The organism is Rhodopseudomonas sp. B29 (genome assembly GCF_000333455.1).
Taxonomy (GTDB): Bacteria; Pseudomonadota; Alphaproteobacteria; order Rhizobiales; family Xanthobacteraceae; genus Rhodopseudomonas.
This window is the reverse complement of the sequence record NZ_BADD01000594.1, coordinates 1-22,842: the sequence shown is the minus strand read 5'-3', so window position 1 is coordinate 22,842 and position 22,842 is coordinate 1. Positions and strand designations below refer to the sequence as shown.

The window sequence follows — 22,842 nt, the reverse complement described above, 5'->3', positions numbered from 1 at the left end:
AGATTTGAACACTTGCACCAGGGCAAATATCCTCCAGCAAGAACTCGTCTCCCGTGCCGCGTCTGCCTGCGATCCTCGAGCCTGGTCAATGGCTGCTCGTGGATCGCGGTCAGCGGTTCAGACCAGGGTCTCGGCTTCAATGATCGGCCTTGAAGTCGGGTGCTCGGGTCTAGGTTCGTCGTCCGGCTCTGCGGTCTCGACTCGTGGACTTGCGACTTCTGGACTTGCGATTGTCGATCTGCATGTCCTCGACTCGCAGTTTCCCTGGGCCGGATCGGTAGGAAGGCGGGATTCGAAAGCGGCGATGGAAGCGCTGTCTTTACCCCACGTCGATTAGCACGTCATCAGTCTGCTTGCCGCCTCGGGGCTTTGGGAGAATTACGGCCAAACTTTCCGCGTCGTTTCCCCCGGATTTTTCAGAATCCTGATTCTCAGGCCCTGAAGCAGCAACGCACGCCTGATCGGTTTTGCTCAATCAGGCGTGCGCAAGGCTGGCTCGTTCGAGTTACGTTACCGCGGCGGAGCGAGGCCGTGCTTCACACCCCAGTCGAACCAGTTGTCGACAACCGGGCCGGTCAGGATGATGCCGATGGCACCGGTCAGCGGGCACAGAACCGCAAACCACCAAGCCCAACGATGGATCGACTCGGCCGTGGCGTTGAAGCCCATCGTCCAGCGCCAGAACAGCGCGGCACGTTCGAGAGCGGTACCACGATCGAGCATCTGCTCGATCTCGCGTTCACCACCGTAGCGGCTCACCGCCAGAATGGTCGCACCATGCATCGCGAACAGCAGGGCCGAACCATACAGGAAGGCGATCGAGAGGCAGTGGAAGGGGTTGTAGTAGAGGTTGCCGTACTTGATCGAGAAGTTGTTGGTCCAGTCGAGATGCGGGAAGATGCCAAACGGCGGAGCTTCGCTCCAGGTCCCCATCAGTACCGGCTGAATGAAGCCGAGCGCCAGATAGAGCAGGATGGCCGAAGCGAACGCCCACGACACGTGCGTGCCCATGCCGAGCGCCCGCGAGCGCCGATAGGTGCGAACCCACCACAGGCAGATCGACGTGGTGAGGAAGAAGCCGGCCATCAGCCACCAGCCGCCTTCCTTGAGCGGCGGAATGGTCAGGCCGTATTCCGGCTTCGGCGGCTCGAGTGCCAGCCAGCAGAACTGGCGCAGGAACTCGATCGGGCTCCAGTCCACCGACGCCAGCATGTTGAGACCGATGATCTCGATCGCAACGAAGCCACACAACACCGAACAGACGCCGGTGAAGCCGAGATAGATCGGGCCGATTTGCGCGTCACCGATCTTACCAAGCCAGTAGAAGAACGTGGTCTTGGTCTCGCGGGCCGAACTGCCGGGGCGCATCGGCACCCCCGCATAGGCAGGTCCCTCAACCTGGACCTGTGTAAAGATGTTCTGATATTGGGCCATGACAAGACTCTCTTGTGACCGGTTGAATTACGAATGCCAGACCGGCAGGTTGCGCCACCAATTCCACCAGTCGGGCCACGAACCGCCTTCGGAGAGCACCGGGCCGCTGATGATCATGCAGACCGCGCTGAAGAACACCGCGGCGAGCGCCAGGAACAGGCCGACACGGTGAATGCCGAGCGTACCAACCGAGTAACCGACGAGATCGCGGAACACGGTGTTTTCGTGCTCGGGTGACTTCACCGGCTCGCCACGATCAGGATTCAAGGCCGACAGCACCAGACCGCCATGGAGCGCGAGCGCCAGGCAGGTGGTGAAGAAGAACGAAATCGCGATCATGTGCGCGGGATTGTAGTGGAACTGGCCGTAGGAGTAGCCGGTGTTCGAAACCCAATCGAGATGCGTGAAGATGCCGTACGGGAAGCCGTAGCTCCAGGAGCCCATCAGCACCGGCCGGACCACCACCAGCGTCAGATAAGCGCCGATCGCGAACGAGAATGCGAACGGCACATGGAAGCCGATGCCGAGCTTGCGGCAAATTTCGACCTCACGCAGCGCCCAGGAGATGAACGCACCGGATGCGAAGATCGACACCCATTGCCACAGACCACCGTCAGCGAGCGGCGCGAAGCCGAGGCCGTACGAAGCCGGCGGCGGATTGACGCTGATTTGCCAAATCGTCCAAGTGGGACCGAGCGCGGCGCTCCAGATGATCAGCGCGGTACCCATCACCGCACAAAACACCGTCGTGACCCCGAAAAACCCGACATAGAACGGGCCAACCCAGAAATCGAACAGGTCGCCCCCGATTAGCGTTCCGCCGCGAACGCGGTATTTCTTCTCAAAGCTGAGCATTGCCATCGATCGTTCCTCCGCGTGCGAGCCAGGCGCGTGAGAGCCAGTGAAAATCCAACGTAGTCATCCAGAGGTAGCTTCCCGGAAGGCAGCGGGCCCGGCAGTCAGGTCCGTTTCCCGTGCCTTCCGGCAAGCAGTTCGTCATGCCTCGATCAGACCGGCATGCTGTTGTAGGTCTGGGAGATCTCAGCCGTCTTCTTCGGGCCGTCCAGCCAGTTGAAGCGGCTGGTGCTCAGCAGGATGAAGTGGATGATGATGGCCAGGCCGAACAGGAACACGAACAGCAGGACCAGCGCGCGACGCGGATCAAACAGCAACCAAATTCGCCACATAGTAGTCGTCTCCCCTTAGCACAGGAACGAAGTCAGTTGATGGACGCTGTCCATCGCATAACCAGTGGCCTTCGGCAGCCACGGACGCCACATCCAAGCAAGGATGTGAGCAACGACAGCGACCACGATGAAGAGGAAGAAGCTCGTCACGAAGATCGAGTGGAATTCCTTGGCTTCCGCTTCGGAAAGTCCCGAGATGGAACCGTCACTCATTTGGTACACCTCCTAGTGATGGCCTTTCGGCCGACACGCCGCCCGAGAAGGGCGGCAACGATTGCCGTATCGTTTCCGAAACGACAGCGAATTACCGTTTCGTTGCCAAAACGGCAGCCTTCCGTCCGGCGGAAACCGGACGAAACCTTCGAATTACATTCCCATGAACGATGAAGTAACCAGCACGCTCGCGGCGTTGTGGGCTTCACCGAACACCGACTCTTGTTCGACCGTCTTCTTGCGCCACGGCATCGCGCGCGAGACGATCGCGCGAACGAGAAACAGCGCGTAGCAAGCACCGAACATCACCCGCTGCTCTAGCGCGGCACTATCCGGCAGAACCCTCGTGCGACGGCCGGTGTGGACATAGTCGGACATCGTTCATCTCCTCACTTGGGGATTGCGCATCTTTGGTCGCGACCTTGTGAAGCGCATTGTTCTAGCTCAAATCATTGTTACACAGACTGGCCGTCGAGCAGTGCGGCGCGCGCTTTGCTGACGAATTCGGTAGTAACTTTCTCCTGCCCGGCACGACGCGCGCTGTTTTCAGCGGCATCGCGCAGACGCTTCGCGGCCGAAATACGTACCAGCATCGGATGCGCCTCCAGCACTTCGTCTAAGAGCGCCTTGGCTTCGTCGCTCCACAGCAATTCTTCATGACGGCGCGCCGGCGTCGGATCGACGCGATCGAGATCGCTGCCGAGCGGCAGGATATTGAACAGCGCATCGAACAGCGCGTTACAGACTTCCTGCACGAGATAAGTGGCGCCGGAGTACCCCATGAACGGAGTGCCGGTGTGGCGGCGGATCACCGCGCCGGGGAAAGACGCCGGGATGTAGACGGCGCGGCCACCGGATTCGGCCAGGTACATTCTTTCGTTGTAGCTGCCGAACATCACGAGCGGCGGCGTCTGCCGAATCGCGTTGCGCACCGCCTCATTGTCGGGCTTGACGCCAGCTTTGCGCGAGAACGCGAAGGTACAAGGCAGTCCCATCTCCTCTTCGAGGAAATGGCGAACGCCGCGGGCGTAAGTATCGGTCGCCACGATGGCGAAGCTGGCGGTGCCGAAGAAGTCCTGCGTCACCGAGCGCCACAGATCCCACAGCGGCTTGATGGTGGTGTTCTTCTCGCGCTCGATGAACGGCTCCGGATCGAGCCCGGTAAGCTCGCCGAGCTTGCGCAGGAAGCGAGTCGTGGAGTGCAGACCGATCGGCGCCTGCAGATACGGCCTTTCCAACGCCTCGCACAGCAGCCGCCCGAACTCGCGATACATGCAGACATTGACGTCGGCATTCACCAGCTTCGGGATATCTGAAAGGTGGGTGCCGAGCGGAAACACCATGTTGATGTCGGCACCGATGCCCTCGATCAGGCGGCGGATTTCCGCGAGATCGGACGGCATGTTGAAGGTGCCGTAGATGGGCCCGATGATGTTGACCCGCGGCTTCTCGCCTTCCTTGCGATTTCGCTCCGGCACCTTCTTCGGGCCGTATTCCTTCCACAGCCAGGAGATCGCGCGGTCGGCGCTCTGCCACTGATCTTCGTCGATGGTGCGCGGCAGGAAGCGCTTGATGCCGGTGCCTTCCGGCGTGACACCGCCGCCGATCATCTCGGCGATCGATCCTGTCACCACCACGGCGGGGAGATACGGATCGAGCGTGCGATGCGCGCGCTTCATCGCGCCTTCGGTGCCGAGCTTGCCGAGTTCCTCTTCGCCGAGGCCGGTGACGACGATCGGCAATTCATGCGGCGGCAGCGCGTCGGTGTAGTGCAGCACCGAGGTGACCGGCAGATTCTCGCAGCCGACCGGGCCATCGATGATCACCTGCAGCCCCTTTACTGCGGTAAAGGCATAGACGGCGCCCCAATAGCCGCCGGCGCGATCGTGATCGAGCACCAGCATCAGATCATCTCCTCCGCTTTGCGCTTCTTGGCCGCGGCTTCGATCTGCTTCTTGTACTTCTCGCGGTAGGCCGGCACGTCCTTCGGCGTGTCTTCCCACACACCCGCCGCATAGCCCTGGCCGACGTCGCCGAAGAACTCCTTCATCTCGTCGAACCGCGCCTTGTTGCCTACCGCGGCGTTGACCACCTGCGCCAGCGAGCCGGCGCCGGCGGCGCCGAACAGCGGCCGCGCCGAGATCAGATTGGTGAAGTACAGAGCTGGGATCGCCATGGTCTTGGCCTTCTGCACCACCGGGGTGGTGCCGATGGCGAGGTCCGGCGTGAACTCGTCGATCGCCGCGTAGTCCTGTTCGAGCGACGCGCGGTACTGCACCCGCACGCCCTTGGCCTCGAGCCATTCGCGATCGGCATCCGACCACGGCGTACGCGGCACGGCCGTGCCGACATAGGGCACATGCGCGCCGCTCTCGATCAGCAGGCGTGCGACCAAGAGTTCGGAGCCTTCGTAGCCCGACACAGTGATGCGAGCGTTGATGGGCTTGGCGGCGAGTGCGGCCTTGATGGCCGGCAGGAAGCGGTTCTTGGCGGCATCGATCTTGGCGCGCTCAACATTGCAAGCGGTGCCGATCGCTTCCAGCCACGCTTCGGTGCCGTCATGGCCGACCGGCGCCGAGCCGACGATCTTGCGGCCGGCGAGATCGAACTGGCGGATCGAGGCCTTGTAGAAAGGATGGATCGCCGCGACGACCTGACAGTCGAGCGCCGCATAGAGCTCGCGCCATTCGCGCGTCGGCACGACCGGGCCGGCGGCGAGGCCGAGCGGCTCGAGCATGAGGTTGATACCAACCGGATCGGCCGGAAACATCTCGCCGAGCAGCGTCACCGTTGGCCGTGCACTACGACCGCCGCGCGGCGCCTGCACCGGCCCCAGCTCGGCTTCCTTGCGGGCGTATTCGAGCATCGCGCCGGCCAAGACGTCCTTGGCCTCGGCGTGAGTCGGCACGCCGAAGCCCGGCACGTCGATGCCGACGATGCGCACGCCGTTGATCTCGTTCGGCAGCAGATCGAGCGGCACGCCCGAGGCTGTCGGCACGCAGAGATTGGTGATGATGATGGTGTCGTACTGCGCCGGATCGGCCAGCTTGTAGACCGCGTCGCGGATGTCTTCGAACAGCTTGCCGGTAACCAGCGTCTCCGAGTTGAACGGCACGTAGCCGACGGTGCGACGCGCGCCGTAGAAATGCGACACGAAGGTCAGGCCGTACACGCAGCAGGCCGAGCCGGACAGGATCGTCGCAGTTCGGCGCATGCGCAGACCGACGCGCAAGCTCCCGAATGCCGGGCACATGCTCTGCGGCTGATCGTGTGGGCCCTTGGGATAGTCCTCGGCGTAGCGCTCGAGCAGTTCGCTCTTGCCGGCCGCCTGGGCCGCGGCCTTCATCTCGTTCGCGCCGGCGTGGCAACCGAGACCGTCGGTCTTGGTCGCCGCGACGTTGATCTGTGCAGACGCGTCGTCAGCCACGACGTCGACATCGACCGGATCGGTGACGATCGATTCGCCGATGGGACCTGAATAGCGGGGCATGACGTTCATGAGGAACTCCCGGACACGCTGCGCATCAAACCGCGTCGTAGATCACTTCGAGCGACGGCTTGTTCAGCACCGCGGCACCGCACATGTCTTCCATGGTGGCCGGCTGCAGCACGACGTCTCGGCCGGTGATGTCGCTCGAGAACAGACCAAGCAGGCCGTCCTGGGTGAGCGGCTTCGGCCGGACCGGCGGCGCGATGGCGACGTTCTCGGCCAGCGCCGCGAACAGCGAACCCCACTGCCCGCCCGGCAGGCCGACGATTTCGTAGTTGGCGCTTTTGCGGCGGATGTCCTCGTTGGCCGGAATCGAGGCCAGGATCGGAATGCCGGCGGCACTGGCGAAGGCCTGCGCCTCCCCGGTGCCGTCGTCCTTGTTGATGACGATACCAGCGACGCCGACATTGCCGCCGAGCTTGCGGAAGTATTCGACCGCGCTGCAGACGTTGTTGGCAACGTACAGCGACTGCAAGTCGTTGGAACCGACGATGATCACCTTCTGGCACATGTCGCGGGCGATCGGCAGGCCGAAGCCGCCGCACACCACGTCACCCAGGAAGTCGAGCAGCACGTAGTCGAAGCCCCACTCGTGGAAGCCGAGCTTCTCCAGCGTCTCGAAGCCGTGGATGATGCCGCGGCCGCCGCAGCCGCGGCCGACTTCCGGACCGCCGAGCTCCATGGCGAACACGCCGTCACGCTTGAAGCAGACGTCGCTGATGGTGACTTCTTCGCCGGCGAGCTTCTTCTTCGACGAGGTCTCGATAATCGTGGGCGTCGCCTTGCCGCCGAACAGCAGCGAGGTCGTGTCGCTCTTCGGATCGCAACCGATGAGCAGGACCTTCTTGCCTTGCTGGGCCATCATGTAGCTGAGGTTGGCGAGCGTGAAGCTCTTGCCGATGCCGCCCTTGCCGTAGATCGCGATGATCTGGGTTTCCTTGGTGACGGGAGTCGTCACCGGGGCATCGGGTTCAACCGACGCCTCGGCCCGGAGTTGTGCGTCTTGCAGGCGGATCTGCGGAACGACGTTCATCAGCTCGGTCTCCAGTTCAGAACCATTTTGAGGCATGCGGGGTCTTCGAAAGCGATCCGATAGGCGTCGGGAGCCGACGCCGCCTCCTGGTGGTGAGTGATCAGTCCGTCGAGCGAGAGCTTGCCACTGTCGATCAGCGCCTTGGTGGCGGCGATGTCCGGCGGCTGCCATTCCGCCGCGATCCGAATCCGCGCTTCACGCATGAAGGCCGGAGGGAATGCGAAGGACAGCGGCTCGCTGTAGAAGCCAGCGAGCACGATCTCGCCGGTGGCCGCGATGCGCGAAATCAAAACGTCGAGCAGTTTCGGGTCGCCGCTGACGTCGTAGATACTACGATAGTCGCGTCTCTCGTCGGTCGTGGGATCGATGACCGCGTAACCGGCGGCACCGGAGGTGCGGACCGCGTTCTTCTCCCACACCGTCGGCGGCGGATTGCCGAGCGCGATCGAGATCCGCGCCAGCAGGCGGCCGAGCACGCCGTGGCCGACGATGCAGTCCGGCGGCGTCGCGCCGCGCGCAGCGATCGCGTGATAAGCAGTTGCAGCTAATGCTAACAGGATACCGCGCTCGCCGATCGACTGATCGAGCGGGATGACGCGCTTGGCCGGAACGACAAGCCGCGACGCCGACGCGCCGAACAGGCCGCGTACTTCGCCAAAGCACTTGGCGCCGGGCACAAATACCATTTGCCCCGGCGCGAGATTGGTGGCGGCACCGGCCTCGACGACCTCACCGACCGACTCGTAGCCGGGGACGAGCGGATAGCCCATCCCAGGAAACGGCGGCATCCGACCCGACCACAACAGCCGTTCGGTACCCGTACTGACGCCACTCCACGCAACATCAACCACGACGTCCTCGGCGGTCGGCGCGGTGAGCGCCAGACGGCTGAGTTCGACGTGTTGTGGTTGCTTGAGGACGACCGCGATGGTGTCCATCGCCCACTCCGACTTGCCGGCAACAGGGTCCTGTCACCAACTGTCATGCTAAACTGACGTTTGACAGTGTCAAGCCAGATTAACACATGGGGCGTTTTATTGCGGTAATTACGGAGGCGACTAAAGGCATAGGGACGGGGTGCAACCGGACGTCCTGGAACCCGGCACCCTGAAGCAGATCTCGGACTTGGGGGAAGCTCCGGGCCTTACCGGAGCCCATCGCCTGGAGGTAGAATGCGAGGTAGGCGTCGGTGATGGTCTCAGCGCCGGGAATGCCGGACAGCGGCTCGGCGATCAAAAGCGTTCCTTGGTCCGGAAGTGCCTGATGAACGGCGCGGAGCAGCGGCCGGACGACCTCGTCGTCGTGATCGTGGATCACCCGCACCAGAGAGATAATGTCGGCGCCCTGCGGCAGCGGGTCGGTGGTGAAGCTGCCTCCGACCGCGGTGGTACGGGCGGACAGACCGTTCGCCGCGAATCGTGCCGCGGCCTTTTCGGCGACCGGCGGCAGATCGAACAGCAGGCAGCGAAGCTGCGGCGCGCTGGCGGCGACGGCCGAGACGAACGAGCCATCACCCCCGCCGACATCGAGCAGACATTTGTGTTTGTCGAACGCATAAGCGTGCAGCACTTCGCGGGCGATCATCGGTTGCGACGCCGCCATCAGAGCCGTGTAGGACGCGACCGCCTCGCTCGGCAGTTCGCCGGGGTGCTGGCCGCGGACGTAAGCCCAGTACGCGCCGAGTTCGCCTCCGCCGCCCTGCCGCAGCACCGCGAGCGGATCGGCGAGGTCGCGGTAGAGAATCGTGTGGTGCGCCACCATGGCCAGCACGCCGGGATTGCCGCGGAGTTCGGCGCCGAGCTGGCCGAGGCCGTAGCGGCCTGCGCTGCGCGGCTGCACGAGCTGCAACGCAATGGCAGCATCAAGTAACAACCGCATCGATTCGACAGGCACATCGAACCGCGCTGCCAATTCGTCGACGCCGGCAGGCCGTTCGGCGAGCACATCGAACAGTTTCAGTTGAACGCACGCCAGCAGGATCTGCGAGTAGACAAAGCCTGCGACGAGATCGAACATCACCGCGGCACGCCGGCGCGCAACCGGGCGCATCAGCGGAAAAACCGCGGCAAAGCGCTGAAAACGCGGGTTCGACAGCACCGCGTCGCGCCACGCCAGAAGCCGGTCACGCAGACTGAGCGAAGTCATGCCCCCTGTTAGCACCGGCAGGCCGTCGTGGCCAAGCCGGCGTAACCAAACCGATGCGGGCGTATCAAGCCGCTGTCGCGGCGAGTTTGGCCGGCACCAGACGAGTCGCTTCCGACATGATCAGCGAGCGCAGCTCGTTGCCGTTCGAGCACGGCGGCATCGCCTCGACGGCGCCGCGCACCAGCGACTTGAGGTGATAGATCGCGCCGTCGATGCCCATCTCCCGCACCGCGCTCGGGCGATCATGGGCGACGTCCTGACCGACCGGCTTGCCGATCTCTTCAACGTCGGCGGCCGCATCGCGAAGATCGTCGGCGACCTGATAGGCCTCGCCGATCTTCTCGCCGACCATGCGCCAGGGCGCCGGATCGGCACCGGCCGACGCCGCACCCATCGCGGTGGCGGCGACGAACAGCGCGCCGGTCTTAGAACGGTGATAATGCGCGAGATTGATCTCGGTCTCGCATTCCCAAGCCTGACCGGCGACGATGCCGAACGGCACGCCGACGGCAGCGCCGATCAGCTGTGTCAGCTCGAGCTTCCGCTCGCACGGTCCTTCGGCGCGGGCGATGGTCTGGAACGCCAGCACGATCATCGCGTCACCCGCGAGCACCGCGAGCGGTTCGCCGAAGGCCTTATGGACGGACGGACGACCGCGGCGCAGATCGGCACCGTCGAAGCACGGGAGATCGTCGTGGATCAGCGAGGCGCAGTGCATCAGTTCGAGCGCCGCGCCTGCGGCTTCGGTGACCGCCGGATGGTCCTCGCCGCACGCAGCGGCCACGCTGTGACACAACCGCGGCCGCACCCGCGCGCCGCGCGGGAACACCGCACTTCGCATCGCAGCACCGAGCCGCGGCGGGCAACCTGGAATGTCCGCTTGGTTGAGCGCATCAGTGAGGGCACGCTCGATCCGAGAGGTGACGTCCATGGCAGGCTCCTGCGGCAAAGCAGCGAAGTGTCAATTTGACTTGTCACTCGCAACTGTAAATAGCTATGGACACGAGTCAATGACTTACCGCAAAGACTAAAGTCTGCCGGAAGGGTCGCCGCCTTATGCGAGATCAAACCCTGAAGAACCGCGTGGCGGTGATCGGTGCCGGTATCGCCGGCCTCAGCTCGGCGCTGGCGCTGTCGGCGCGCGGCTTCGCCGTCACAGTGCTGGAGCGCGCCGCCGCGCCCGGCGGCAAGATGCGCCAGGTCGGGATCGGCCCCGCGCGGATCGATTCCGGCCCCACCGTTTTCACCATGCGCTGGGTGTTCGAGGAGCTGTTCGCCGGCGCCGGCTTGAACTTCACCGACCATGTCCGCCTGAAGCCGCTCTCGGTGCTGGCGCGTCATGCCTGGGACGACCGCGGCTCTCTCGATTTGTTCGCCAATGAAGCGCGCTCGGCCGATGCTATCGGCAACTTCGCCGGCGCCGCCGAGGCGCGGCGCTATCGACAGTTCTGCGCTGATAGTCGCCGCATCTATCAGATCCTCGAACAGCCGTTCCTGCGCGCCACGGCGCCGAGCCTGCCCGGCCTCGCCACCGCGAACGGCATCGGCGGCCTGCTCGAGCTACGCAAGATCCGTCCGTTCACGACGATGTGGAACGCGCTCGGCGATTACTTCCACAACCCGCGACTGCGGCAATTGTTCGGCCGCTACGCGACCTATTGCGGTTCATCACCTTATCAGGCGCCGGCGACGCTGATGCTGGTCGCGCACGTCGAGGCTCAAGGCGTCTGGATCATCGACGGCGGCATGCATGCGCTGGCCGAGGCGCTGGCGGGAAGCGCCACCGCGCGCGGCACCGAAATTCGTTACGGTGCGGAAGTCCGCGAGATCATGGTGTCGGGCGGCCGCGCCGCCGGCGTCATCCTGCAAAGCGGCGAGCGCATCGAAGCGTCTTCGGTGATCGTCAATGCGGATGTCGGCGCGTTGCCGGCGGGACTGTTCGGCACGGCGGCCCAAGGCGCCGCGAAGGCGATCGCGCCATCAGCGCGGTCGCTGTCGGCGATCACCTGGAGCATGGTGGCGAAGACGAAGGGCTTTCCGCTCAGCCGGCACTCGGTGTTCTTCTCGCGCGACTACAAACGCGAGTTCGACGAGATTGCGCGCGGCGAGGTGCCGAGCGAGCCAACCGTCTATATCTGCGGCCAGGACCGCATCGACGACGAGGCGCGGCTCGGCGACGACGGCCGGGAAGAATTGCTGATGCTGATCAACGCGCCGGCCAACGGCGATCGCCACAACTACACGAGCGGCGACATCGCCGCACTCGGCGAGCGTAGCTTCGCGGCGCTGGCGCGCTGTGGGCTCAGGATCGACTATGATCCGAGCAATGCGGTCGTCACAACGCCGGCGGATTTCAACCGCCTGTTCCCCGCGACCGGCGGCGCCCTTTATGGCCGCGCCTCGCACGGCTGGACAGCCTCGTTCGAGCGTCCAGGCGCCCGCACCAGGATCCCCGGCCTGTATCTGGCCGGCGGCAGTACGCACCCCGGCCCCGGCGTGCCGATGGCCGCGCTCTCGGGCCGCGCCGCGGCGGCGAGCCTGCTTACCGATGTCGAAGCCGATTTGCGCCGGCTCGGTCCGATGCTAAGCCCCCTCACCGCTCCGAAATAGACAGCACGATCCGAAGACCTATTCATGATTCCCTGGCCTGATGCTTCCGATGAACGCCGCACCGGCTTCAATCTCGACGTGCCGCGCAACGGCTACGCCTGGTGGTACGTCGACGCGATCAGCGACGACGGCCGCGAAGGCCTGACCATCATCGCCTTCATCGGCAGCGTGTTCTCGCCCTACTACGCGTTCGCGCGTCGCCGCGCGCCGGCCGATCCGCTCGATCATTGCGCGCTCAACGTCGCGCTGTATCGCCCGGGCGGCAAGACCTGGACGATGACGGAGCGCGGCCGCGGCCGCGTCGCCCGCAACGTTCATTCGTTCCTGATCGGGCCGAGCGATCTCGGCTGGGACGGCAAGGCGCTGACCATCAACATCCGCGAAAGGAGCGCGCCGATCCCCGGCCGCATCGAAGGCCGCGTCCGCGTCACGCCGCAGGCGATCACCAAGCAGGTGTTCGTGCTCAACCCCGACGGCAATCACCGCTGGTGGCCGATCGCGCCGCGCTCGCGCATCGAGGTCGATCTGCGCCGCCCGGACCTGTCGTGGCGCGGCGAAGCCTATCTCGATACGAACGCCGGCGATGCGCCGATCGAAACCGGCTTCAAACATTGGGAGTGGGCCCGCGGCGCGCTGCGTGACAAGACCGCGATCCTCTACGAGGCCGAGCGCCGCGACGGCAGCCGCATTGATCTCGCCATGACGTTCGACGCGCAAGGCAACATGCAGCCGTTCACCCCTCCCCCGCTGCTGCCGCTCGCCCGATCGGGCTGGAAGGTCGCCCGCAGCGCCCGCAGCGAGACAGATGCGAGGCTGCTGCGCACCCTCGAAGACACCCCGTTCTACGCCCGCTCGATGATCGACACCACACTCCTCGGCGAACCCGTGACGCTGATGCATGAGAGCCTGTCGCTGGACCGATTCAAGATGCCGGTGGTGCAGGCGATGCTGCCGTTCCGCATGCCGCGGAGGAAGTGAAGGCTTCGCGCGCAATACGTGGATGGCCGGGACGAGCCCGGCCATGACGACGCTAGGTGCAACTGTCAATTACAATAGAACCTCATCACATAGTCGAAAGAGTCACTCTCAGACTCCGTCATGGCCGGGCTTGTCCCGGCCATCCACGAACTACATACTCTCCGCATGGGCTGCGGTTATGTGTACTTCATGACAAATAAACCGAACGGCATCCTGTATGTCGGGGTGACGAGCGATCTTGTCCGCCGTGTTTACGAGCACCGTACGGGCGTCGTCGAAGGCTTCACGAGGCAATACGGCCTGAAGCGGCTAGTGTATTTCGAAACTTACGACGACATCCAAACGGCGATCCAGCGCGAGCATAACATCAAGCACTGGAGCCGGACGTGGAAGGTCCGGTTGATCCTGGCGGTCAATCCTGCGTGGGACGACCTCTACGACTCGCTGCTCGGCTGAATCGTGGATGGCCGGGACGGGCCCGGCCATGACGACGCTAGGTGCTGGAGGAATTCGCTTTTGACTTGGTCCGCTCTTCCCGCTTTCGATCCAGCCTTCGCCCCTGCCATTCCAGCACGCCCCATCCCGCCGCGAACATCCCCAGCATCAGGATTTCGAAGTAGTTGAAGGCGCTGTCGCTGTTCATGACGGCTCCTTGTCGCGCTCGGCGCGGGCGCGGTCGAGGCGTTTGCCTTGGCGTTCCAGGATCAGCCAGCCGATCGCCAGACAGGCGAACACGGCGATCAGTTCGATCAATCCGTAGTAGTCTCCCACGACTTAACCTCCGAATGAAGGTCGCCGCGGCTGGCTGGCGATCAGCTCCAGCTCACCAGCGGCGGCATCGAGCTCATGATGGTTTCGGTATTGCCGCCGGTCTGCAGGCCGAACATCGTGCCGCGATCGTACAACAGGTTGAATTCGACATAGAGGCCCCGGCAGGCAAGCTGCTGGGCACGCTCCTCTTCGGTCCACGCCTCCTGCATCCGCTTGCGCACGATCTGCGGATAGACCTCGAGCAACGCCTGCCCGACGTCGCGGGCGAAAGCAAAGTCGTGGTCGAAATTGCCGCTGTTGAGATAATCGAAGAAGATGCCGCCGACACCGCGCGCCGTGCCGCGATGCGGCAGGAAGAAGTACTTGTCGGCCCACGGCTTGAACTGATCGTAGTAACCGGGGTCGTGGGCATCGCAGGCGCGCTTCATTGCGGCGTGGAACGTCACTGCGTCCTCCGCCTCCTGGCTGCGCTGCTCGGGCAGCATCGGCGTCAGATCGGCGCCGCCGCCGAACCAGCCCTGCGACGTCGACAGGAAGCGCGTGTTCATGTGCACTGTCGGCACCCGAGGGCTGCGCGGATGCATGATAAGGCTGATCGAGGTCGAGACGTAGTCGCGGCTGACGCCGTCGCCCGGCACGCTCTTGGCCATCTCGGGGGTGAGCTGACCGTTGGCCGACGAGGTGTGGATGCCGATCTTCTCGAACAGCCGGCCGTTCGACAGAAACCCGCCGACGCCGCCGCCGGAGCCGGTTTTGCGCTGCCACGGTTTGTAGGTGAAGGTGGCCGGCTCGCCGGGAAACAGTGCGGCCGGCGCTTCACGCTCCAGCGTTTCAACCTCGGCGCAGATCTTGTCACGCAAGCCTTCGAACCACGCCCTCGCCTGCGCACGCCGCGCTTCCACGGGGTTGTCGGAAGCTGCAGGCGTGCGGCCCGAGTCCGCATCTAAGTCGGTGTCGATGGTCATGGCGGCGATCCGTTGCACAATTACGCATCGGTATCACGCCAGTGTGGCGGCTTCGAGAGTTTTTGCAAATGGGTGGCGGTTGAGTTCGTTGCGACGCGCCACTCCACACGCAACGTCATGGCCGGGCTTGTCCCGGCCATCCACGGAGTCCGAGCACAGAGCGAGCGCTGTTCGTGGATGCCCGGGACGAGCCCGGGCATGACGGAGACTGTGCAGAATTCGTTACTACACTCCGCGGCGCAGCATCTGGTCGCGGCGCTCCAACCTTGTGAATAGGTCGACCAGCCAGGCGACCTTCTGTTCGATCGGCTTGATCTTGCGGCGCGGCGCGACATCGCGGACCGGATAGGCGATGACGGCGTCGACCAGGAAGCGCGTCTCTTCCATGTCGCCGAACTTGGCCGGCAGATACTTCGCCGGCGCCCATTCGGTTTCCTGGAAGGCGAGCAGCCGCGCCAGCACGGCGAGCTTGCGGCCGGTCGAGACCACGGCGCGGCTCGACACCGAATCGAGGCCGGAGCGTTCGACCTCGCGGCCGATCTCGGCATACAGCGCACGCGCCGCAAAGATGCCGGGACGGCACGAGCGCGGCAGATTGGCGATGCCGAGCGTGGCGCGGTCGTACAGCGCGTCCGCGGTGTCGATCAGCCGCTTGACGATGCCGGCGATCTCCGGCGTGAACTTCGGATCGGCGAGCCAAGTCTCCGGGTCGAGCCCGGCTTCGCGCATCCACGACAGCGGCATGTAGATGCGGCCGTTGCGGGCGTCCTCGCCGATGTCGCGGGCGATGTTGGTGAGCTGCATGGCGCAGCCGAGATCGCAGGCGCGCGCGACGATGTCAGGTTTGCGCTGGCCCATCACCAGCGTCATCATCACGCCGACCGTGCCGGCGACGCGGGCGCAATACGCGTACAGATCCGACAGGGTCTCGAAGCGGCGCCCCTTCGAGTCCCACTCGAGGCCTTCGATCAGCGCCTCGGGAATCGCCGGCGGAATCGAAAACCGCGCGATCACATCGGCGAAGGCGCGATCCGACGGATACGGCCGCGGCAGGCCCCGGCAGGCGCGGTCGAGCCGGTCCTTCAGCACTTCAACAGCAGCGGCCCGATCGAGACCGAGATCGACGGCATCGTCGGCGACACGGCAGAACGCGTACAGCGCGATCGCCGGATCGCTGATCCGCCGCGGCAACACCTTGGAGGCCGCGTGGAAGGTGTGGGAGCCCTCCTTGATCATCTCGCGGCAGGCCAGCATGTCGGCCTCGGCCAACAGATCGGATTGCAAAGTCATGACGTCACCAAACTATCGGCCGGAGGGACCAGCGAATCGAGAACACGTGCCGAGGACAGAACACCGGGCAGACCGGCGCCCGGGTGAGTGCCTGCGCCGACCAGGAACAGGTTCTTGACTTCTTCGCTCTGATTGTGCGGCCTGAACCACGCGCTCTGCCACAGCACCGGCTCGAGGCCGAAGGCGGCGCCGCGGAACGACGACAGCCGATCCTGGAAGTCGAGCGGCGTGGTTATTTTCGAACTCACCACCTGATTTTCGAGATCGGGCAACACGGTTTCGCCGAGCATCTTGGCGATCGACGCCCGATAGCTCTCGGCCTTCGTGGTCCAATCGATATTGCCGAGCAGGTTCGGCACCGGCGACAGCACGTAGAACGTATCGCAGCCCTGCGGCGCCAGCGACGGATCGGTTGCGGTCGGCCGATGCAGATACAGGCTGAAATCGTCGGCCAGCACCTTCCGGCCGAAGATGTCGCTGATCAGCTCGCGATAGCGCGGCCCGAGCAGGATGGTGTGATGCTTGACGTCCTCGTAGCGCCGCTTCGTGCCGAAGTACCAGACGAACAGGCTCATCGAGTAGCGCGATTTCTCGATCTTGGCGTCGGTCCAGCGTTTGCGCGTCTCCGGCGGCAACAGATAGCGATAGGTCGAAGCCGAGTCGGCGTTGGACACCACGATGTCCGCTTTGATCAGTTCGCCGTCGGCGAGCTCGACACCCCGCGCCGTGCCATTCTCGACCAGGATGCGGCGGACGCTCTGGCGATAGCGGATCTCGTTGCCCTGCCCGGCGATCAGCTTGGCGAGGCCAGTGACGAGCGCGCCGGTGCCGCCCATCGCCGAATGCACGCCCCACTGCTTTTCGAGATACGTGATCAGACAGTACACCGAACTCGACATGAACGGGTTGCCGCCGATCAGCAGCGGATGGAAGCTGAACACCTGGCGCAGCTTCGGATCCTTGAAGTGCTTGGCGACGAGTCCGTAGACGCTGCGATAACTCTCCAACTTGAGCATTGCCGGCGCGATCTTCAGCATGTCGGTGAAACGGCTGAACGGCTGGTCGCCGAGCTGCTCGAAGCCGACTTTGAAGATCTCGTGCGAGGCCGCCATGAAGCGGTCGTAGGCCGGCACGTCACTCGGACAGAACTTGGCGATCTGATCCAGCACGGCGTCGCGATCGTCGGAGTAATCGAAGAACGTGCCGTCGTCGAAGCGGATGCGATAGAACGGCGACATCGGCTTGAGCGTGACGTCGTCCGACATCCGTTTGCCGCACAGCTTCCACAGCTCTTCGAACAGGTACGGCGCTGTGACAATGGTGGGGCCGGCGTCGAACGAGAAGCCGTCCTGCTTATGGACGTAGGCGCGGCCGCCAGGTTGATCGAGCTTTTCAAGAACGGTGACGCGATACCCTTTGGCGCCAAGCCGGATCGCGGCGGCCAGACCGCCAAAGCCGGAGCCGATCACCACCGCGTGCGGTGTCTGATCGCGCGGAACAGGGATGGAGCTGGGTCCGGGATCGAGCATGGGCACCACTGTAACAAAAAATTGACAGAAGCCTAGTCCAAACCTGTAATCCGCTCCTGACAGCCCGTCTTTGATCTATTCGATGTTCAGTGTTTTTTCCGCGTAACGCTGAATCAATGCGGCAACGAGCTGCGGCCGCTCCTCGTGGGCGAGGTGGCCGAGGCCCGGAAGGCGCTCGATCACGGCGCGCGGCTGGATTTCCTTGACCCGCACCGCCACCGACGGCGGGATCGCCCGGTCACCCTCGGCGGCGACCAGGACGAGCTGCGGCTTCAAATTCGGCAGCAATTTCAATAGCGGCTCAAGTTCCCAATTCGCCATCATGCGCAGCGCGGCGGCGACATGGGAGGGATTGGAGACGAGCTTGCCGTAAAGCCTGGTGCCGACCGGATCAAGCTTCGATCCGGTATTGCCGATCAGCCGTTCGACCGCGGCGCGCGAACCAGCCTGCCAGGCGAACAGGCCGGGCACGAACGGATTGAGCACCAGCATCTTGGCCAGCGGCGAGAAAAAGTTCGCCGCCGGGCCGCCATACGGCAGGAAAGCGCCGTTGAGGCTGACCAGCAGCTTCGGCGCGATGATGCCGTCGACGCACATCCGCGCAGCGATCGCCGCACCCGCCGAATGGCCGACAACAATCGCCGGCTCGACCTTGAGCACGCGCAGCAAGGCGCCGAGATCGGCCGCCATGCCGGGCAGCGACAACCGCTGAGCGGGCGGCGATTGGGTGAAGCCGTGGCCGGGTAGATCCGGCGCGATCACGGCGTAATGTTCGGCGAGCAGCGGCATCAGCCCGCGCCAGGAATGCGACGCCGCGCCGGTACCGTGGATCAGCAGCATCATTGGCGCGCCGGCCGGCCCCATCCGCTGCACATGCCAACGGAAGCCGGCCGCCTGCACGAAGCCGCTGGCCTCGCGGTGCGGCCAATCGGCGCCGTCCTTGGCCCAGTCGAGATCGGCCATCGCCTGCTCCGGCTATACGCGCCTCATGGTGAGGAGGCCGCGCAGCGGCTGTCTCGAACCATGAGGGTGCGGGGCAGCATCCTTCGAGACGCGGCCCTGCGGGCCGCTCCTCAGGATGAGGCTTCTTGTGTGGCGAGCGCAGACCATGGCGGCCTCTTTACGCCGCTGGATTGGCCACCACCCGCCCGAGGAATTCGTCGTAGGTGCGGATGAATTCGCCCGGCACTTCGAAATGCGGCATCGCGCCGGTCTGGAACACCGTGACGGTCCAGTTCGGCTTGCCTTCGACCGTGGTCTTGAGGGTGTAGTCGACGAAATCGCCGCGCACGCCGTGGCTGAACCACACCGGCAGCTTGAGATCCTGATAGATGCGCAGGATGTCCTGACTGAACAAATATCCGCAGACAAAGTAGTACGGCGCGTGCTGAGCGCCGGGCTGATGCGTCGTCAGATAGTCGTAGTCGAGCATGCCCTGATCGATCTTGGGCGAGCCGAACGCCTTCTTCAGGAACCAGTTGATCACCGGCTTCCTGGTCAACAGCTTGAATGCGTTCTCGCCGATCAGCGGATTCTCGAACACCGCGTGCAGCCACGGAATGGCGCGCGATCCCTTGGTCCAGCGCTGGTTTTTCTTGTCGAAGCCGGTCGGCGCCACCAGAGCGAGGCTGCGGAAGGCGTGCGGCGTCTCGTCGGCGGCGCGCGCCAGAAACTCGCTGCTGAGCGACAGCGCCAGCGCGTCGATCGGCACCTCGCCGTGTAGTTTGCGGATTTCCGCAACTACGGCATGTACCGCATCCGTCATCATCCGAATTGAGTATTGACGCTTCGCACGCGACGAATGACCAAAGCCGGGCATCTCGATCGCATAGACCGGGCGGCTCAGCGCGTAATGTTCGTAGATCGGTCTCACCTCATAGGCCGAGCCTGCGGCATTGATGCTGTGGATCAGCAGTAGCGGCGTCCGGGTCGATGTCTCGGCAGGCGACGACGACCAATAGGTCAGCCGCCCGCCGAAACTGTCGATGTCGTGACGCTCTCCGGAAACCGGCGGGGGCAAGGTCAGGCCGTCGCTTCGGCTCTGGGTCGATCCGGGGGTGGGTGCGGTCGCATTCATCTCGAAATTCCTGTTCGCGGCACTCGGCCGCATCTCGGCGTGGTCAAGACGGTGTTCGCAGTGTATCAGACCTGTCCAGCATGGCTCATGGGAATGTCAGATTTATTCCCCTGCGATCGCTGCGCCAGTTCGACCACTTGCTAATGTCCATGGCGACGACGGTAGGTCATGCAGGAGCCACTCGAATAGCTGACCTTCGGACGGTACAACTCGCCTCTCACAACAATGGGTAGTCTCTCTTGACACAGAATCTGGTGACCAAACCGTTCATGGACGTTCTGGCCGGCACCCGGCAGGCCTCACCGCCGATGTGGATGATGCGTCAGGCCGGCCGTTACCTTCCGGAATACCGCGCCACCCGCGCCGAAGCCGGCAGCTTTCTCGACCTGTGCTACAATGCCAAGCTGGCCGCCGAAGTGACGCTGCAGCCGATCCGGCGCTTCGGCTTCGATGCCGCCATCATCTTCTCCGACATTCTGGTGGTGCCTCACGCGCTCGGTCGCTCGGTGCGGTTCGAGGTCGGTGAAGGTCCGCGGCTCGATCCGCTGGATTCGCCCGACAAGGTCGGCACGCTCAACACCGCGATCGATCTCGGCAAACTCGAACCGGTGTTCGAAGCGCTGCGCATCGTACGCAGCGAACTGCCGAAGCAGACGACGCTGATCGGCTTCTGCGGCGCGCCGTTCACGGTCGCGACCTACATGGTCGCGGGCCAGGGCACCTCGGATCAGCATCCGGCGCGGCTGATGGCCTATCAGCATCCGGGCGCGTTCGCCAAGATCATCGACGTTCTGGTCGAGAGCTCGATCGCTTACTTGCTGAAGCAGCTCGAGGCCGGCGCCGACGTGCTGCAGATCTTCGACACCTGGGCCGGCATCCTGCCGCCGCGCGAATTCGAGAAGTGGTGCATCGAGCCGACCCGGCGCATCGTCGACGGCATCCGCAAGGTCAAGCCGGGCACCAAGATCATCGGCTTCCCGCGCGGTGCCGGCGCGCTGCTGCCAGCCTTCGTCGAACGCACCGGCGTCGATGCCGTGAGCATCGACTGGACCGCCGAGCCGGCGTTCGTGCGCGAGAAGGTGCAGACCAAGGTCGTGGTGCAGGGCAACCTTGATCCGCTGCTGCTGATCGCCGGCGGCTCGGCACTCGATCAGGGCGTCGACGACGTGCTGAAGAACTTCGCCGGCGGCCGCCATATCTTCAACCTCGGCCACGGCATCACGCCGGACGCCCCGGTCGCGCATGTCGAGCAGATGGTGAAGCGCGTCCGCGACTTCAAAGGCTGAGGCCCCCCGGCCTCGTCGACACCACACGATCAAAAGATGCGATGGCCGGGCTCAGCCCGGCCATTTGAGTCAAAGCCAAGCAAATCATAGGCTCGATTTGCCGACCTCATTTGATTAGTTTGTAGTCTCGAAAGTTCCATAGCGGAACCATTTTCGACGAATAACAATCTAAAACTTGCCTTAACTATCCTTCGCTAACCAATTCGAGAAGACTTCGTACTTATACTGGCGCCAGAGAACTCGCTGAATTACCTATCGCAACACCCCAAGTCGCGTGCGGGAGGCTCCGAGTTGTCCGTCCAGACCTTTCTCAGGCAGCGCGCCGTCGCCATCTCGGTTGGCGGCAACTATTCGCTGGCGAACTGGTACGACCAGACCGGCAAGCTGCGCAATTTCGCCTGCCGCACCAGCCGGGTATCGCCGTTCCGCATGATCGTCGACGTGCCGGTGGTCGGCCGGATCGGCGACAAAGTGTCTTCCTACTTCAGCGATTTCGGCAAGCTCGACGGCCACATCAGCGACACCGTCGCGGGCGGCTTTCTGCTCGAGCTGGCCGTGACTCGCGAAATGCGGGAGCGGCTGTCGAACCAACTGGCGTGGCTGGAAAAGAGACTCAGCGATCCGGCCGTGCTCGACGCCCGGCAGAATGCGCGGATTGTGCCGGCCTGCCCGCATTCGACACTGATCTTCGGCGACGGCAGCGTGCACGCCTGCTTTGTCATCGACATGTCGATCTCGGGTGTGGCGGTGTCGGCCGACGTACAGCCCGAAATCGGCACGCCGCTGGCAGTCGGCGGCTGCGTCGGCCGCGTCGTTCGGCACCGGCCGGATGGCTTCGCGGTGAAGTTCACCGAGCTGCAGAGCCGGGCCGAATTGGAATGGCGGATCGCGCGTCCGCCGCAGCGCAATTCGACCGCGGAAGCACGGGTCGAGCAGCTTGCCGCCGAAGCGCCTCTACAGCCGGCAGCACCATCGTTGCCACCGGGATTTGTCCGCGTCGACGCGCCAGAGCAACACGGCGGCGATGTGATCGAACTCGACGCCTGACGCTCAGGCCGCCTGTGTGGCCGCCGTCACCGCTTGCGCCAGCACAGTGGCGTCGGCATGCGGCAGCGGCAGATAGCGCGCGTCCATTTCCTTGGCGAAAGCTTCGGCCTGCGGCCCCGGCCGCGGCGACATGTCGATCACCACAGAGTTGATGCCGACGGCGCGGAACTGCCGTGCCGAGGCCTTGGCGTCTTCTTCCGCCTGGGGCCGGCCGGGCGCTCCGTCGCGAGCGATGTTGGCGCGGCCATCGGTCAGCACGATGACGGTCGGCGTCTGGCCTTTGCGCTTGATCGAATCCGCCATCATGAAAGCCTGGTCGAGACCGGCCGCGAGCGGCGTACCGCCGCCGCCGGGCAGCCCGGCGAGGCTGCGCTTGGCCCGCGCCAACGATCGCGTCGGCGGCAGCAGCACCTCGGCGATGGTGCCGCGGAAGGCGATCATCGCCACCTGGTCGCGGCGGACGTAGCAATCGGCGAGTAACAGCTCGACTGCGCCCTTGGCTTCGGCAAGACGATGCAGCGCCGCGGAGCCGGAGGCATCGACGACGAAGATGGTAATGGTCTCGGTGCGCTGCTTGAAGCGCGCGATGCGGAAATCGTCCTTCTCGACCAGGATGCGCGGCCCGCTGCCGTTGCGGTTCGCGGGCCTGGCGCCGGCGCAGCGGCTGCCACGGCGCCGCGGCCCGCAGTGTCTCGATGACGTTGAGCTTGGAACCGTCGCGTAAGTTCCTCCGCGCAGCGAGCCGGCGGGGCGACCGCGCTTCTTCAACTTCTGCAATTCGCCGGCC

General features: G+C 64.3%; 23 protein-coding genes and 1 pseudogene. 5 read left to right on the top strand and 19 right to left on the bottom strand.

Annotation, left to right across the window (positions count from 1 at the left end; all coding sequences use genetic code 11):
• Positions 1-510 precede the first annotated feature (510 nt).
• The 11 genes from pufM to I5M_RS21370 all read right to left on the bottom strand — a co-directional run bounded on the left by pufM (position 511) and on the right by I5M_RS21370 (position 10,433).
• The gene (gene pufM, locus I5M_RS21420; protein WP_022723276.1) at positions 511-1,434 is read right to left on the bottom strand and encodes a photosynthetic reaction center subunit M; all 924 of its coding nucleotides are present in this window, start codon (positions 1,432-1,434) and stop codon (positions 511-513) included.
• Positions 1,435-1,461: 27 nt separating this feature from the next.
• Positions 1,462-2,295, bottom strand: coding sequence for a photosynthetic reaction center subunit L (gene pufL, locus I5M_RS21415; RefSeq protein ID WP_022723275.1), 834 nt, complete (start codon positions 2,293-2,295; stop codon positions 1,462-1,464).
• A gap of 146 nt (positions 2,296-2,441) precedes the next feature.
• Positions 2,442-2,621, bottom strand: a complete 180-nt coding sequence (gene pufA / locus I5M_RS21410; RefSeq protein WP_022723274.1) for a light-harvesting antenna LH1, alpha subunit — start codon at positions 2,619-2,621, stop codon at positions 2,442-2,444.
• Positions 2,622-2,636: 15 nt separating this feature from the next.
• The gene (pufB, locus tag I5M_RS21405; RefSeq protein WP_011157086.1) at positions 2,637-2,834 is read right to left on the bottom strand and encodes a light-harvesting antenna LH1, beta subunit; all 198 of its coding nucleotides are present in this window, start codon (positions 2,832-2,834) and stop codon (positions 2,637-2,639) included.
• Positions 2,835-2,987: 153 nt separating this feature from the next.
• Positions 2,988-3,212: a hypothetical protein gene (locus I5M_RS21400; protein ID WP_022723273.1), complete on the bottom strand. Its 225-nt coding sequence runs from the start codon at positions 3,210-3,212 to the stop codon at positions 2,988-2,990.
• 77 nt (positions 3,213-3,289) lie between these two features.
• Positions 3,290-4,738 carry a chlorophyllide a reductase subunit Z gene (gene bchZ / locus I5M_RS21395; protein WP_022723272.1) on the bottom strand — a complete coding sequence of 483 codons (1,449 nt, stop codon included), beginning with the start codon at positions 4,736-4,738 and terminating at the stop codon, positions 3,290-3,292.
• The gene (gene bchY, locus I5M_RS21390) at positions 4,738-6,333 is read right to left on the bottom strand and encodes a chlorophyllide a reductase subunit Y (protein ID WP_022723271.1); all 1,596 of its coding nucleotides are present in this window, start codon (positions 6,331-6,333) and stop codon (positions 4,738-4,740) included. The genes bchZ and bchY overlap by 1 nt, the downstream gene beginning before the upstream one ends.
• A 25-nt stretch (positions 6,334-6,358) precedes the next feature.
• Positions 6,359-7,357 (bottom strand): chlorophyllide a reductase iron protein subunit X, encoded by a 999-nt coding sequence (locus I5M_RS21385; protein ID WP_022723270.1) that lies wholly within the window; start codon positions 7,355-7,357, stop codon positions 6,359-6,361.
• Positions 7,357-8,295 (bottom strand): chlorophyll synthesis pathway protein BchC, encoded by a 939-nt coding sequence (bchC, locus tag I5M_RS21380; RefSeq protein WP_022723269.1) that lies wholly within the window; start codon positions 8,293-8,295, stop codon positions 7,357-7,359. The genes I5M_RS21385 and bchC overlap by 1 nt, the downstream gene beginning before the upstream one ends.
• A 79-nt stretch (positions 8,296-8,374) precedes the next feature.
• The gene (locus I5M_RS21375) at positions 8,375-9,502 is read right to left on the bottom strand and encodes a methyltransferase (RefSeq protein ID WP_022723268.1); all 1,128 of its coding nucleotides are present in this window, start codon (positions 9,500-9,502) and stop codon (positions 8,375-8,377) included.
• A gap of 64 nt (positions 9,503-9,566) precedes the next feature.
• Positions 9,567-10,433 (bottom strand): polyprenyl synthetase family protein, encoded by an 867-nt coding sequence (locus I5M_RS21370; protein ID WP_022723267.1) that lies wholly within the window; start codon positions 10,431-10,433, stop codon positions 9,567-9,569.
• Positions 10,434-10,558: 125 nt separating this feature from the next.
• On the opposite strand from I5M_RS21370, the gene crtD reads away from it, so the two are divergent.
• The 3 genes from crtD (at position 10,559) to I5M_RS21355 (ending at position 13,546) form a co-directional block, all read left to right on the top strand.
• Complete coding sequence (gene crtD, locus I5M_RS21365; protein ID WP_022723266.1) at positions 10,559-12,112, top strand: 1-hydroxycarotenoid 3,4-desaturase CrtD; 1,554 nt, start codon at positions 10,559-10,561, stop codon at positions 12,110-12,112.
• A gap of 24 nt (positions 12,113-12,136) precedes the next feature.
• Positions 12,137-13,090 (top strand): carotenoid 1,2-hydratase, encoded by a 954-nt coding sequence (locus tag I5M_RS21360; RefSeq protein ID WP_022723265.1) that lies wholly within the window; start codon positions 12,137-12,139, stop codon positions 13,088-13,090.
• 120 nt (positions 13,091-13,210) lie between these two features.
• On the top strand, positions 13,211-13,546 hold the full coding sequence (locus tag I5M_RS21355) for a GIY-YIG nuclease family protein (RefSeq protein ID WP_022723264.1): 336 nt from the start codon (positions 13,211-13,213) through the stop codon (positions 13,544-13,546).
• Between the two features lie 37 nt (positions 13,547-13,583).
• Here the strand turns inward: I5M_RS21355 and I5M_RS33190 are convergent, their stop codons facing one another.
• From I5M_RS33190 to I5M_RS21320, 7 genes are all read right to left on the bottom strand, one after another.
• Positions 13,584-13,733, bottom strand: coding sequence for a hypothetical protein (locus I5M_RS33190; RefSeq protein WP_022723263.1), 150 nt, complete (start codon positions 13,731-13,733; stop codon positions 13,584-13,586).
• A complete protein-coding gene (locus I5M_RS34125) occupies positions 13,730-13,861 on the bottom strand; it encodes a hypothetical protein (RefSeq protein WP_022723262.1) in 132 nt (43 codons plus the stop codon). Before I5M_RS34125 ends, I5M_RS33190 begins: the two co-directional genes overlap by 4 nt.
• A gap of 41 nt (positions 13,862-13,902) precedes the next feature.
• Positions 13,903-14,826 carry an oxygen-dependent coproporphyrinogen oxidase gene (hemF, locus tag I5M_RS21340; RefSeq protein ID WP_022723261.1) on the bottom strand — a complete coding sequence of 308 codons (924 nt, stop codon included), beginning with the start codon at positions 14,824-14,826 and terminating at the stop codon, positions 13,903-13,905.
• A gap of 225 nt (positions 14,827-15,051) precedes the next feature.
• On the bottom strand, positions 15,052-16,116 hold the full coding sequence (locus tag I5M_RS21335; protein ID WP_022723260.1) for a phytoene/squalene synthase family protein: 1,065 nt from the start codon (positions 16,114-16,116) through the stop codon (positions 15,052-15,054).
• Positions 16,113-17,645 (bottom strand): phytoene desaturase, encoded by a 1,533-nt coding sequence (locus tag I5M_RS21330; protein WP_022723259.1) that lies wholly within the window; start codon positions 17,643-17,645, stop codon positions 16,113-16,115. The genes I5M_RS21335 and I5M_RS21330 overlap by 4 nt, the downstream gene beginning before the upstream one ends.
• Before the next feature lie 75 nt (positions 17,646-17,720).
• The gene (gene bchO, locus I5M_RS21325; protein WP_022723258.1) at positions 17,721-18,608 is read right to left on the bottom strand and encodes an alpha/beta fold hydrolase BchO; all 888 of its coding nucleotides are present in this window, start codon (positions 18,606-18,608) and stop codon (positions 17,721-17,723) included.
• Between the two features lie 157 nt (positions 18,609-18,765).
• On the bottom strand, positions 18,766-19,722 hold the full coding sequence (locus I5M_RS21320) for an alpha/beta fold hydrolase (protein WP_022723257.1): 957 nt from the start codon (positions 19,720-19,722) through the stop codon (positions 18,766-18,768).
• A 269-nt stretch (positions 19,723-19,991) separates the two neighbouring features.
• Between I5M_RS21320 and hemE the strand changes: the two genes are divergently transcribed.
• The gene (hemE, locus tag I5M_RS21315; RefSeq protein WP_199900055.1) at positions 19,992-21,008 is read left to right on the top strand and encodes a uroporphyrinogen decarboxylase; all 1,017 of its coding nucleotides are present in this window, start codon (positions 19,992-19,994) and stop codon (positions 21,006-21,008) included.
• Positions 21,009-21,299: 291 nt separating this feature from the next.
• A complete protein-coding gene (locus tag I5M_RS21310) occupies positions 21,300-22,055 on the top strand; it encodes a PilZ domain-containing protein (protein ID WP_022723255.1) in 756 nt (251 codons plus the stop codon).
• 3 nt (positions 22,056-22,058) lie between these two features.
• Here I5M_RS21310 and I5M_RS30320 read toward each other — a convergent pair.
• A pseudogene (locus tag I5M_RS30320) lies at positions 22,059-22,842 on the bottom strand (VWA domain-containing protein); the annotation flags it as partial.